The organism is Mangrovicella endophytica, from assembly GCF_002893625.1.
Taxonomy (GTDB): Bacteria; Pseudomonadota; Alphaproteobacteria; order Rhizobiales; family Rhizobiaceae; genus Mangrovicella; species Mangrovicella endophytica.
In genome coordinates this window covers 193,261-205,815 of sequence record NZ_PKMZ01000002.1, presented here as the reverse complement: position 1 = coordinate 205,815, position 12,555 = coordinate 193,261, and the positions used below count along the sequence as shown (strand labels likewise).

Annotated in this window: 9 protein-coding genes; 4 read left to right on the top strand and 5 right to left on the bottom strand. The window is 66.4% G+C overall.

Going from position 1 to position 12,555, the window contains the following annotated elements; genetic code table 11:
* Position 1: 1 nt before the first annotated feature.
* From C0R46_RS06535 to putA, 3 genes are all read right to left on the bottom strand, one after another.
* Positions 2–1,558: an EAL domain-containing protein gene (locus tag C0R46_RS06535; RefSeq protein ID WP_198598259.1), complete on the bottom strand. Its 1,557-nt coding sequence runs from the start codon at positions 1,556–1,558 to the stop codon at positions 2–4.
* 248 nt (positions 1,559–1,806) lie between these two features.
* The gene (locus C0R46_RS06530) at positions 1,807–3,477 is read right to left on the bottom strand and encodes a formate--tetrahydrofolate ligase (protein WP_245413452.1); all 1,671 of its coding nucleotides are present in this window, start codon (positions 3,475–3,477) and stop codon (positions 1,807–1,809) included.
* A 303-nt stretch (positions 3,478–3,780) separates the two neighbouring features.
* Positions 3,781–6,876: a bifunctional proline dehydrogenase/L-glutamate gamma-semialdehyde dehydrogenase PutA gene (gene putA, locus C0R46_RS06525; protein WP_102958804.1), complete on the bottom strand. Its 3,096-nt coding sequence runs from the start codon at positions 6,874–6,876 to the stop codon at positions 3,781–3,783.
* 120 nt (positions 6,877–6,996) lie between these two features.
* Between putA and C0R46_RS06520 the strand changes: the two genes are divergently transcribed.
* The 4 genes from C0R46_RS06520 (at position 6,997) to choV (ending at position 10,565) form a co-directional block, all read left to right on the top strand.
* Positions 6,997–7,458: an Lrp/AsnC ligand binding domain-containing protein gene (locus C0R46_RS06520; protein WP_102958803.1), complete on the top strand. Its 462-nt coding sequence runs from the start codon at positions 6,997–6,999 to the stop codon at positions 7,456–7,458.
* A 119-nt stretch (positions 7,459–7,577) separates the two neighbouring features.
* Positions 7,578–8,522, top strand: a complete 945-nt coding sequence (locus tag C0R46_RS06515; RefSeq protein ID WP_198598258.1) for a choline ABC transporter substrate-binding protein — start codon at positions 7,578–7,580, stop codon at positions 8,520–8,522.
* A 148-nt stretch (positions 8,523–8,670) separates the two neighbouring features.
* Entirely contained in the window at positions 8,671–9,513 is an 843-nt protein-coding gene (gene choW / locus C0R46_RS06510; RefSeq protein WP_102958802.1) for a choline ABC transporter permease subunit, read from the top strand.
* Positions 9,510–10,565 carry a choline ABC transporter ATP-binding protein gene (choV, locus tag C0R46_RS06505; RefSeq protein WP_102958801.1) on the top strand — a complete coding sequence of 352 codons (1,056 nt, stop codon included), beginning with the start codon at positions 9,510–9,512 and terminating at the stop codon, positions 10,563–10,565. The genes choW and choV overlap by 4 nt, the downstream gene beginning before the upstream one ends.
* 195 nt (positions 10,566–10,760) lie before the next feature.
* Here choV and C0R46_RS06500 read toward each other — a convergent pair whose 3' ends face one another.
* Together C0R46_RS06500 and C0R46_RS06495 are read right to left on the bottom strand one after the other, a co-directional pair.
* On the bottom strand, positions 10,761–11,594 hold the full coding sequence (locus C0R46_RS06500; RefSeq protein ID WP_102958800.1) for a dipeptide ABC transporter ATP-binding protein: 834 nt from the start codon (positions 11,592–11,594) through the stop codon (positions 10,761–10,763).
* Positions 11,591–12,439 (bottom strand): ABC transporter ATP-binding protein, encoded by an 849-nt coding sequence (locus tag C0R46_RS06495; protein WP_102958799.1) that lies wholly within the window; start codon positions 12,437–12,439, stop codon positions 11,591–11,593. Before C0R46_RS06495 ends, C0R46_RS06500 begins: the two co-directional genes overlap by 4 nt.
* Between the last annotated feature and the right edge of the window lie 116 nt (positions 12,440–12,555).

Sequence of the window (12,555 nt, the reverse complement as noted above, 5' to 3'; positions counted from 1 at the left end):
ATCAGGCGGCCGCCAGAAGCGTCGGCGCATGACGCTGACGATAAAGGAACTCCGCAAAGCTCATAGCCGACATCGGCCGGGCGATATGATAGCCCTGGACCCGGTCGACGGCCGGCTGGATCCCCCGCAGCGCCTGCAGCCGCTCCGCCGTCTCGACCCCCTCCACCACGATGACGCGGCCCGAGACGCGGATCATGTCGATCGCCTGGTTCAGCATGCGTGCCATCAGGCTATCGTCCGGCGCCATGGCGAAGGCGCGATCGAGCTTGACCCCGTCGATCGGCAGAGCCGCCAAAGTCCGGATGTTCGAGTAGCCCGAACCGAAGTCATCGATATAGATCTTCAGGCCGGCGCCATGCAGCGCCTCGATGCTGCATTCGGCGTCGGCGACATCGAACGCCTTGCTTTCGACGATCTCCACCGCGACGTCGAAGCGGTCCCGGCTGCCTGCGAAGACATCGAAAACGTCCACCAGCCCGGGCTTGCCGAGATCTTCAGGGAAGACGTTGAAGGCGAGTTGCAGCCGCTCGTCGACCGGCAGGACCGCGCTCAACTCGCGATGCGCCTTTGTCGCGACATCACGGGTGAAGCCGAGCGTATCACCGCCATCCTCGATGATGGGAATGAACCGGTCGGGGAACACCACCGTGCCGTCGACGTCCCGCCAGCGCGCGAGCACTTCGCAGCCGATGATACGGCCGCTGTGGAGATCCATGACCGGCTGGTAGGCGCAGACGATGGTGTCGATGCCGCAGTTGCGACGAAACCGGGCCTCGAACGACCAGTGCCGCGTGATGAACTGCTGCACGGCCCGCGACAGCCGCCAGGCCAAGCCTGCGGCAAGCATCACGGCGGCAATCAGTTGGAACCGGTACGATGAAACCAGATTGGTGAGCGAGGCTTCGGTCGCCACGCAGTGGTGCGCATTCTCGCTGCATACCAGTTCGCGAAATGCCGGCGCCGGCCCGGTCCGTTCGCCGGCCGCGATCCGGTTGCGCCTGTAGACGTCCACGTCGCCGTTACGGTGCCACCAGTGTTCGCCACGGCCGCGCAGCACGACCTCCAGGTCGAGCCAGTCGACGGTTGGTTCGATGCGCTTCAGCGGCGGCACGATGACGGCATAGTCGCCGCGCAGGATGATGGTGCCAACGAGGTCGCCCAGGCCCGCAAAGGCCAGACCCGAGTCGATCCACACCATCGAGGCATATCCGTCCTGCGGCGTCAGATCGGGTATTCCGAGCGGGATCGGATAGGTCAGACGGCCGACACCGTCGCTGCATTGGATGATGCCGCCAGGCGCGTAGATCAATTCGCTGAAGCCGTCGGGGCGATAGGCCAGCCGACGCAACTGACTGCGGAACTGCGCGGTGCAGGGTTCGGCCGTCACCTCGGTCTGCAGGGACGTGAAGATGGTGTTGAGGCGGCCCTGAAGATCGGTATAGACCTGCAACGCCGCTTCGTTCTCAGCCGCGATGGATCGCCGGACATGATAGACGGCGGCGCCAGTCAGCATCGCAAGGATCAGGATAAAGAAGGCGAGCGTGAGCACCGCGCCCACGAGACTCTTCTGTCGCTCACTGATCAACAGACTGATAAATCGAGACATTTGCCGCCCTCGTCAGCGAAGGAGGAAACAGCTAAACCCTCAATTTACACTTAAACGGGAACGTCCTGCGCAGGCACCGACGCATGTTCGTGGCGGATCAACCACAACATGCCAGCTAGAGTGGAAGCTTTTGCCGCACCGAGCATCTCCGCAGATCCGGCGCGGCAGCAGTATTCATCGACGGCAGGATCGCCCGAGTCTCAGGACAGCCCGTCGATCTCGCCATCGGCACCAATACGGATCCGCAGCGCCGCCGGCTCGCTCGGCAGGCCCGGCATCGTCATGATGCCCCCGCAGATCGCCACGACGAAGCCGGCACCCGCGGCGAGCCGCACCTCGCGCACATGCACGGAGTGGCCGGTCGGCGCACTGAGCAGCGACGGGTCGGTGGAGAAGGAATACTGCGTCTTGGCGATACAGACCGGCAGGTGGCCGTAGCCCGCTGCCTCAAAGGCGGCGAGCTGCGCGCGCACACCCGGCTCGATCGTCGTCTCGCCGCCGCGATAGATCCGCTTCACCACGCTGTCGATCTTGTCGAAGAGAGGCACGTCGTCCGGATAGATCGGCGCGAAGCGGGCCGCGCCGCTGTCGGCGAGTTCGGCAACCTTGCGTGCGAGTTCTTCACTCCCGGCCGACCCTTCGGCCCAGTGCCGGCAGACGATCGCCTCGGTGCCGCTGTTGGCGACGAACTGCTGCAGCGCCGCGATCTCGGCATCGGTATCGGAGCTGAAATGGTTGATCGCCACCACCACGGGCAGCCCATAGGCGCGCACGTTCTCGATGTGACGCGCGAGGTTCGGCGCGCCGCGCAGCATCGCCTCGACGTTCTCGGTGCCAAGAGCGGCACGGGCGACGCCACCGTTCATCTTCAGCGCCCGGACGGTGGCCACGACGACGGCCGCATCCGGCTTCAGTCCGGCCTGACGGCACTTGATGTCGAAGAACTTCTCCGCCCCGAGATCGGCACCAAAGCCAGCCTCGGTGACGACGTAGTCGGCGAGCTTCAGTGCCGCGCGCGTCGCCACCACCGAGTTGCAGCCATGCGCGATGTTGGCGAACGGCCCGCCATGCACCAGGGCCGGATTGTTCTCGATGGTCTGGACGAGGTTCGGCTGCATCGCGTCCTTGAGGAGCACCGCCATGGCGCCGCTGGCGCCAAGATCGGCCGCATGCACCGGCGTCTTGTCGTAGCGATAGGCGACCACCATGCGGCCGAGCCGCGCCTCCAGGTCATCGAGATCGTCTGCGAGGCAGAGGATCGCCATCACCTCGGAGGCGACGGTGATGTCGAAGCCGGCCTCGCGGGGATAGCCATTGGCCGTGCCGCCGAGCGAGGTCACGATGTCGCGCAGCGAGCGGTCGTTGACGTCGAGCGCGCGGCGCCAGACGATCCGTCGCGGGTCGATCCGCAGCGCGTTGCCCCAGTGCACGTGATTGTCGATCATCGCCGCCAGGAGGTTGTGGGCGCTGGTGATCGCATGGAAATCGCCGGTGAAGTGGAGGTTGATGTCCTCCATCGGCACGACCTGCGCCTTGCCGCCGCCGGTCGCGCCGCCTTTGGACCCGAAGCAGGGTCCAAGCGAGGGCTCGCGCAGGCAGATCGCGGCGCGCCTGCCGATCCGGTTCAGCGCGTCGCCAAGTCCGACGGTGGTGGTGGTCTTGCCCTCGCCGGCCGGCGTCGGATTGATCGCGGTGACGAGGATCAGCCGCCCGTCCGGGCGGCCTTCGAGCGAGCGGATGAAGCTCGCCGATATCTTGGCCTTGTCGTGCCCGTAGGGGACGATGCTGGCTTCCTCGATGCCGAGCCTGGCGGCGATCTCGCGGATCGGCTGCTTGGTGGCCGCGCGTGCGATCTCGATGTCGGACATCATGGGTGGTGGTGCCTTCCTTGCTGCCCGGCCTCGGATGCCGGCGGTCGCGCGAGCGCGGTCTCAAGGATAGGCATGTGCCTTGCCGGACGCAGAAATGAAAGACCCGGGCGGGAGGAGCCCGGGTCTTCATCTGTGATGCGTCAGCGGCAGACGTTGGGAGGAAACGTCCGCCGGCATCTGCAGGAGTGCTGAGCCAGGCCGGTCAAGCTGGGAGGAGACTTGCCGGCGTTTGGCTTTGCTCGTCCTGACAGGACGTTTGTATCAGCCGGCGCTTGTGCGAGGCTGACACGAAGACATCAGTCCTCAGGCCTCCGTCGCGATCAGGCTGGCATTGCCGCCGGCCGCCGCCGTGTTGGTGGAGATCACCTGCTCGCGGGCGAAGCGCTGGACGTAGTTCGGTCCACCCGCCTTCGGACCGGTGCCGGAGAGGCCCGAGCCGCCGAAGGGCTGCGAGCCGACGATGGCGCCGATCATGTTGCGGTTGACGTAGATGTTGCCGACCGTCAGGCGCTCCGTCACCTCGCGGATGGTCTCGTCGATGCGGCTGTGGACGCCGAGGGTGAGGCCGTAGCCGGTTTCCTCGATGGCGGCGCAGACCTTGTCGAGCTCGCCCGCCTTCCAGCGCACGATGTGGAGGATGGGCCCGAACACCTCCTTGCCGAGCGATTCCGGCCGGTCGATCTCGACGATGTGCGGCGCGAGATAGTGCCCGCCCGAGGGCAGGCCGCCCGGCAGCGTTCCGGCATAGCGGATGCGATGGCTGCCCTTCATGCTGGCGAGATGCGCCTCCAGCATGCGCAGCTGCTCGGCATCGATCACCGGGCCGACATCGGTCGCGATGTCGCGCGGGTCGCCGACGGTGAGCTCGGCACAGGCGCCTGCGATCATCTCAGCCATCCGGTCGGCGACGTCCTCCTGCACGAACAGGAGCCGCAGTGCCGAGCAGCGCTGGCCGGCCGAGCGGAAGGCGGAGGTCACGACGTCGTCGGCGACCTGCTCCGGCAGCGCAGTGGCATCGACGATCAGCGCGTTGATGCCGCCGGTCTCGGCGATCAGCGGCGCGATCGCCGTATTGCGTGCGGCGAGCGAGCGGTTGATGGCGAAGGCCACCTCGGTCGAGCCGGTGAAGGCGACCGCGGCGGTGGCGGGGTGGGCGACGAGCGCCGCACCGACCGCACCGTCGCCCGGCGCCAGGAACAGCGTGTCCTGGCCAAAGCCGGCTGACTTCAGGATGTCGACGGCGAGCGCCGCGATCAGCGGCGTCTGCTCGGCCGGCTTGGCGATGACGACATTGCCTGCGGCGAGTGCTGCCGCGACCTGGCCGATGAAGATCGCCAGCGGGAAGTTCCAGGGCGAGATGGCGACCACCACGCCGCGCGAGCGGTAGAGGAGCCGGTTTTCCTCGCCGGTGGGACCGGGCAGCGGCTGCGGCACGGCGAAGAGCCGGTCCGCCTCGGCGGCGTAGAAGCGCAGGAAGTCCACGGCCTCGCGGATCTCTGCAATGCCGTCGTCGACCGTCTTCCCGGCCTCGGTGGCCAGCAGCGCCATCAGTTGCGCCGTCTTTTCTTCCAGCATGTCGGCGGCACGATTGAGGGCTGCCGCCCGCTCCCGCGGCGACCGCTTCTCCGCCGCGCGCACGTTTCGGCGCGCCTCGTCCACCAATGCGCGTGCGCCGTCAGCCGAGAGCGGCACGCAGCGTCCGACGACGGCGCCGTCGATCGGCGAGCGCACGTCGAAGGCCGCATCCGTCGCGGCCCCCTTGAAGGCGCAGCGCGCCTCGACGCCCGTCGGACGGGCGCGGTCCCGCTCTCGCAGGAAGGCGCCGAGCACGTCGCGCTCGCCAAACGATACGCCTTTAGAATTGGCGCGGGCGCCGAAGATGTGCTGCGGCAGCGGAATGTTCGGATTGCGCGCCGGGCCCTTGGCCAGGATGTCGCGCGGCCGGCCGAGCAGGTCGTCCACCGGCACGTCGGGATCACCGACCTTGGCAACGAAGGAGGAGTTGGCGCCGTTCTCGAGCAGGCGGCGCACGAGATAGGCGAGAAGATCGCGATAGCCGCCGACGGGTGCATAGATGCGGCAGGCGACGGCGCCTTTGGTGGATTCCCGCACCGCCTCGTACAGCGCCTCACCCATGCCGTGCAGGCGCTGGAACTCGAAACCACTGGGCTGTCCGCCGGCCATTTCGATGATGGTCGCGACGGTCAGTGCGTTATGCGTGGCGAACTGCGGGAAGATGCGCTCGCGACGGTCGAGCATCGCCTTGGCCGCGACGAGATAAGAGAGGTCCGTCGCCGGCTTGCGGGTGTAGACGGGAAAGCCCGGCAGCCCCTTTTCCTGCGCGTTCTTGATCTCGGTGTCCCAGTAAGCGCCCTTGACGAGGCGGACCATCATGCGGATGCCGGCCGCCGCGGCGAGAGCATCGATATGCTCGATCACCTGCAGCACGCGCTTCTGGTAGGCCTGGACCGCGAGGCCGAAGCCGTCCCAGCCGGCGAGTTCACCCGACTTGACGACGGCATCGATGATGTCGAGCGAGAGCTCGAGCCGCTCGGCCTCCTCGGCGTCCACCGTGAGATTGAGGTCGTAGCTCTTGGCCTGCTTGGCCAGCGCGATGACTCGCGGCACCAGTTCGTCGAGGACGCGCTCGCGCTTCACAGGCGAGTAGCGGGGATGCAGGGCCGACAGCTTGATGGAAATGCCGGGACGGTCGGGCAGCGGCTTGTTGCCGGCCTTGCGGCCGATCGCTTCGATCGCGTCCTGATAGGCCTTCAGATAGCGGTCGGCGTCGGCTTGCGTGCGGGCGCCCTCGCCCAGCATGTCGTAGGAATAGCGGTAGCCCTTCTTCTCCGAGCTGCGGGCGCGGTCGAGCGCGTCCTCGATCGTCTCGCCGAGCACGAACTGACGGCCGAGAAAGCGCATCGCCTGCCGGATCGCCGTGCGCACGGCCGGTGCGCCAACGCGCTTGACGAGGCCGCCGATGACACCCGTCGGCGTCTCGCCGGGTCGGATGATGCGGGTCGAAACGCCGAGCGCCCAGGCCGATGCTGTCGTCAGGAAGCGGTCTTCCGTCGCCTCGTGATTGACCCAGTCGCCGGCGCCGATCTTGTCCTCGATCAGCCGGTCCTGCGTTTTCGCATCCGGCACGCGTAGCAGCGCCTCTGCGAGCACCATCAACGCCAGGCCTTCGCGGGTCGAGAGGCCGAACTCGCGCAGGAAATCCTCGACGCCGCCGATCCCGCCGGCATTGCTGCGGATGCTCTCGACGAGCGCCCGGGCACGGCGGTTGACAGCCTCCTCGTCGTGCCGCCAGCGCTCGGATGCGGCGACGAGGGCGCGAACCGCCGCCTCATCGTCAGGCGCAAGATCGGCGTGGAAGGGCGTCGGATAGGCGGCCATCGTGAGCTCCGGAACGGCGTCAGAGCGCGTTGCTATAGCAGCGGGTGCCGGTGGTGATCTCTCCAAAGATGGTCAGAAATTCCGTGACTTCGCAGGCCGGATCATCAAAGATAGCAGAGAATGACGGAGATCGACCTCAAGGACCGCCGAATCCTCGCCGAGCTGCAGGCGAACGGCCGGCTGACGACGCTGGAGCTCGCCGAGCGCGTGCACCTGTCGCCCACCGCGGCGGCCGAACGGGTCAAGCGGCTGACCCGCGACGGCTACATTCTCGGCTACACCGCAAGGCTGTCCCCGGAGCGGCTGGGGCGGGGCATGATCGTCTTCGTCGAGGTGAAGCTCGACCGCACCAGCGACGACGTGTTCCGGGACTTCGCGGCAGCGGCCCTTGCCAATCCCGACATCATGGAGTGCCACATGGTGGCCGGCGGCTTCGACTATCTCGTCAAGGCCCGCGTCAAGGACATGGCGGCTTACCGCGTCTTCCTGTCCGACGCTTTGCTGAACCTGCCCGGCGTTCGCGAGACCCACACCTACGCCGTGATGGAAGAGGTCAAGAACACGACCGTCATTGCGCTTTAGAGCGACATGAATCGTCGCTGCCCAAGGCTTGCGCAGCATCAAGCGGCTGCGCATAGTCTGGCATCGTTCGAACTACAGACATCGCCCTCCAGCAGCCACACTCGAACAAGGAGCCTTCGATGGCCGCCATATCCAGACTTGCAACCGCTGCTCTCGCCCTCTCGCTGCTTGGCTCCGCCGCCTATGCGCAGGAGGCGGAAAGCTGCGCCAAGGTGCGCCTGTCGGATGTCGGCTGGACCGACATCACCGCGACAACCGCGGTGGCCGGCACCATCCTGAAGGGCCTCGGATACGAGCCGGACGTGAAGATCCTCTCGGTTCCCGTGACCTTCGCCTCGCTGAAGAACAACGACCTCGATGCCTTCCTCGGCAACTGGATGCCGGCGCAGACGAACGACATCACCAAATACACCGACGAAGGCTCGATCGAGCGGATCAACACCAATCTGGAAGGCGCGAAATACACGCTCGCCGTTCCGAAATACCTGTTCGACGAGGGCCTGAAGAGCTTCGCCGATCTCGCCAAGTTCAAGGACCAGCTGGACGGCAAGATCTATGGCATCGAGCCGGGCAATGACGGCAACAGCCTCGTCATCAAGATGATCGAAAAGGACGATTTCGGCACCAAGGGCTTCGAGCTCGTCGCCTCCTCCGAGCAGGGCATGCTGAGCCAGGTCGCGCGTGCGACGAAGTCGAAGAAGCCGATCGTCTTCCTCGGCTGGGCGCCGCACCCGATGAACTCCAACTTCGAGATCGAATATCTCGACGGCGGCGACGAGTATTTCGGCCCGAACTTCGGCGGCGCGACGGTCCACACCGTCACCCGCAAGGGCTATTCCACCGAGTGCCCGAATGTTGGCGCGCTTCTGAAGAACATGACCTTCACCCTCGACATCGAGAACGTCATCATGGGCTCGATCCTCGACAAGGGCGAGGAGCCGGCGAAGGCGGCCGCCGAGTGGCTGAAGGCCCATCCAGAGCAGATCGACACCTGGCTGAAGGGCGTCAAGACGCGCGACGGCAAGGACGGCGCGCCCGCGGTGAAGGCGTCGCTCGGCCTGTAAGCCGCCCGTGATACCGTCGGCACGGGGCAACTGCACTCGTCCCGTGCCGACATGACTTTGATGCGTCTTGTCCGGTGCGCGAGGGTTGCCCCTCACCGGCCGACAGCCACCAGCTTCCCGCCTCGGCCACGAAAGGACACCTGCCTCCGTGAACTGGCTCCAGGACCACCCGCTGCCGATCGGCAGCTATGCGGCGACCTTCGTCGACTGGCTGACGGAGAACTTCCTCTTCCTCTTCGATGCGCTGCAGGCCGGTCTCGACAGTTTCGTCGGGGGCATCCTGTTTCTGCTGCAATACCCGCACCCGCTGGTGACGGTCGGCCTCTTTGCGGTCTTCGCCTATCTCATGCGGCGCTCAATCCCCGTGGCCCTGCTGACGATCCTCGGCTTCCTGCTGATCATCAATCTCGGCTACTGGAAGGAGACGACGGAGACGCTGGCGCTCGTTCTCGCCGCCACGGCCGTCTGCATGGTGATCGGGGTGCCCCTCGGCATCGCGGCGGCACGGCGCGAATGGCTCTATGCCGGCATGCGACCGGTGCTGGACCTGATGCAGACGATTCCGACCTTCGTCTACCTCATCCCTGCGCTGATCCTCTTTGGCCTCGGCATGGTGCCAGGCCTCGTCGCGACGGTGATCTTCGCCCTGCCCTCCTCCATCCGGTTGACCCGCCTCGGCATCGCCTCGACGCCCGAGCAGTTGATCGAGGCGGGCGATGCCTTCGGCGCGACGCGCATGCAGCGGCTCTTCAAGATCGAGATCCCCTATGCCCTGCCGCAGATCATGGCCGGGCTGACGCAGACGATCATGCTGTCGCTGTCGATGGTGGTGATCGCCGCACTCGTCGGTGCGCCGGGCCTCGGCATTCCGGTGCTGCGGGCGCTGAATTCCATCAACGTTGCCAAGGGCTTTGAGGCCGGTCTCGCGATCGTGCTCCTGGCCATCATCCTCGACCGCTTCTTCCGCGTCGACGAGGGAGGCCGCCGGTGAGCCCGATCGTCTCCTTCCAGAATGTCAGCATCGTCTTCGGCAAGCGCGCCGACAAGGCCCTGCCGCTGATCGACCGCGGCGAAAGCCGCTCGGCGATCCGCGAGGCCACCGGAGCGGTGCTCGGCGTCGCCGATGCCTCGCTCGACATCAACGAGGGCGAGATTGCCGTGCTGATGGGCCTGTCGGGCTCCGGCAAGTCGACGCTGCTGCGGGCCGTCAACGGCCTGGCGCCGATCACGCGCGGCCGTGTTGTCATCGATACCGGCCGCGGCGCCGTCGATCCGAAGGACTGCGGCCGGCAGCGCCTGCGCGAGCTCCGGCGGCACGAGGTCGCCATGGTGTTCCAGCAGTTCGCGCTGCTGCCCTGGCGCAGCGTCGCCGAAAATGTCGGCCTTGGCCTGGAGCTGGCCGGCTGCCGCAAGGCGGAACGGCGCGACAAGGTGATGAAGCAGCTGGAGCTGGTGGGCCTGCGCGACTGGGCCGACAGCCGTGTCGGCGAACTGTCCGGCGGTATGCAGCAACGCGTCGGCCTTGCCCGCGCCTTTGCCACCGACGCGCCGGTGCTCCTGATGGACGAGCCGTTCTCGGCGCTCGATCCGCTGATCCGCGCGCGGCTGCAGGACGAGCTCTTGGAGTTTCAGAGCCGGTTGAAGAAGACGATCATCTTCGTCAGCCACGATCTCGACGAGGCCTTCAAGATCGGCAACCGCATCGCCATCATGGAAGGCGGCCGCATCGTCCAGGTCGGCACGGCGCAGGACATCGTGCTGCGTCCGGCAAACGACTACGTCGCCGAATTTGTCGCGCACATGAATCCGCTCAGCGTCCTGTGTGCCGAGGACGTGATGACGCCGCTGACTGCCGCGGGAGCAGGCGCAGCGCCAGCGCGCGTTGCCGCCATGGCTGAGCCGGAAACGCCGCTGCGGCGCATCATGGCGGCGGTCTCGGGTGACAAGGGCGACGTCGTGGTGTCGCACAAGGGCCGCATCCTCGGCACGATTGGCCCGCGCGAGATTGTCGAGGCCTTGTCCCGCCACCAGCGCAAATCCTGACGCCGAGTTCCGACGGCGACGCCCGGGGCTGCTGCGGCAATGCTCGCCGAGGATGCAGCGATCTCCAGCGATCCACTGCCTCGCCCGGCGCAGGTTTAGCGGTCAGCCAAGCCCACGGTCAGCCCTTCATGAGGTGCGCCGACTGACATCCACTGCACGGCGCCTCCGCCAGACCTCAGCGCGAGGGCGGCCCTTTCAGGCTCGCGCCTCAATGCGCCGGCGGATGCTGACGGGATCGGCCCGAGGCGTCGCGGAAAACAGCATGCGCGTATACTCATGCTGTGGATCGGCGAAGATCTGATCCTTTGGCGCATGCTCGACCGCTTCGCCGAAATACATCACCATCACGTCATCCGCGATGAACCGCACCACCGACAGATCGTGGCTGATGAAGACGTAAGTGAGCCCGAACTCGTCCTGCAGGTCGGCAAGGAGGTTCAGGATCTGCGCCTGGACGGAAAGATCGAGCGCGGAGACCGGCTCGTCCAGAACGAGGATGCTCGGCGAGAGCATCAGCGCGCGGGCGATTGCGATGCGTTGGCGCTGACCGCCGGAGAACATGTGAGGGTAGCGGCCGAAATGCTCCGGCTGCAGCCCGACCTTCACCAGCATCTCCATGGCGAGGTCACGCCGCTCGGCCGCCGATTTATCCGTATTGAGGAGCAGCGGCTCGGTGAGGACGCTGCCGATCTTCTGGCGCGGATTGAGCGAGCCATACGGGTTCTGGAAGACGATCTGCACCTTTCGGCGCAGCTCCGGGGTCGGTCGCGTCACGGCGATATCGACGGGATGGCCCTCGATCAGGAATTCGCCGGAGGTCTGCGGATCGATCAGCGTCAGGATGCGGGCAAGCGTGGACTTGCCGCAACCGCTCTCGCCGACGATGGCGAGCGTTCGCCCCTTCTCCACGGAGAAGCTGACACCCTTCACCGCATGGACGACGCGGTTGCGGCCGAACAGGCCGCCGGAGACGGTGTAGTCACGGCGGATGTCACGGGCTTCGAGGACGGGCGTGCCGACGGCGCTCATCGGGCAGCTCCTGCGGTCTGCGCGGCAACGAGATCGGAAACGGTCGGCAAGCGGTCGCCGGTGGCGTTCTCCGGCAGCGCCGCGAGGAGCGCACGCGTATAGGGCTCCCGTGGCGCGGTGAAGAGCGACAGGACGTTCGCCTCCTCCACCTTGCGACCCTTGTACTGAACGATGACGCGATCGGCCGTCTCGGCGACGACGCCCATATCGTGCGTGATCATGATGAGGCCCATGCGGTGCTCGGTCTGGAGCTTCATGAGGAGGTCTAGGATCTGCTTCTGGATCGTCACGTCGAGGGCGGTGGTCGGCTCGTCGGCGATCAGGAGCTTCGGCTGGCACGCGATGGCCATGGCGATCATCACGCGCTGGCACTGGCCGCCCGACATCTGGTGCGGATAGCTCTTCAGCCGCTCCGCTGGCTCGGGGATGCCGACCGAGCGCAAGAGCTCGACCGCCCGCGCCCGGCGCTCGCGCCGCCCGAGCTTCAGATGCTGGCGCAGCGTTTCTTCCAGCTGGTAGCCGACGGTGAAGCACGGATTGAGGCTGGCATTCGGCTCCTGGAAGATCATCGTGATGTCGCGGCCGATGATCTCGCGGCGGCGCTTGCCCGTCAGGGTCAGCATGTCGATGTCTTCGAAGCGCATCTCGTCGGCGGTGACGGTCGCGGTCGGCGGCAGGAGCCCCATGACAGCGAGCATGCCGACCGATTTGCCGGAGCCGGATTCGCCGACAATCGCCAGCACCTGGCCGGCCTCGACGGAGAGGTCGATGCCGTCGACGGCCTTGAACGGGCCGGTCGAGGTGGCGAAGGTGACGGTTAGATTGCGGACGGACAGAAGAGGCATAGTGTTATCCTTTCGATCCTATATCCTGGCGGAATGCACCGAAAGGTCGATCATGAGCAGACCCAAGCCAGCCGCTACACATCCAAGACCCATCTCCGGTCCGACGGGCCCACGGC

Coding starts and splice junctions, on each gene's coding strand:
- C0R46_RS06530 (WP_245413452.1), bottom strand. CDS start 3,477: ATGATGTCCGACATCGAGATCGCACGCGCGGCCACCAAGCAGCCGATC.
- putA (WP_102958804.1), bottom strand. CDS start 6,876: ATGGCCGCCTATCCGACGCCCTTCCACGCCGATCTTGCGCCTGACGAT.
- C0R46_RS06520 (WP_102958803.1), top strand. CDS start 6,997: ATGACGGAGATCGACCTCAAGGACCGCCGAATCCTCGCCGAGCTGCAG.
- C0R46_RS06515 (WP_198598258.1), top strand. CDS start 7,578: ATGGCCGCCATATCCAGACTTGCAACCGCTGCTCTCGCCCTCTCGCTG.
- C0R46_RS06500 (WP_102958800.1), bottom strand. CDS start 11,594: ATGAGCGCCGTCGGCACGCCCGTCCTCGAAGCCCGTGACATCCGCCGT.
- C0R46_RS06495 (WP_102958799.1), bottom strand. CDS start 12,439: ATGCCTCTTCTGTCCGTCCGCAATCTAACCGTCACCTTCGCCACCTCG.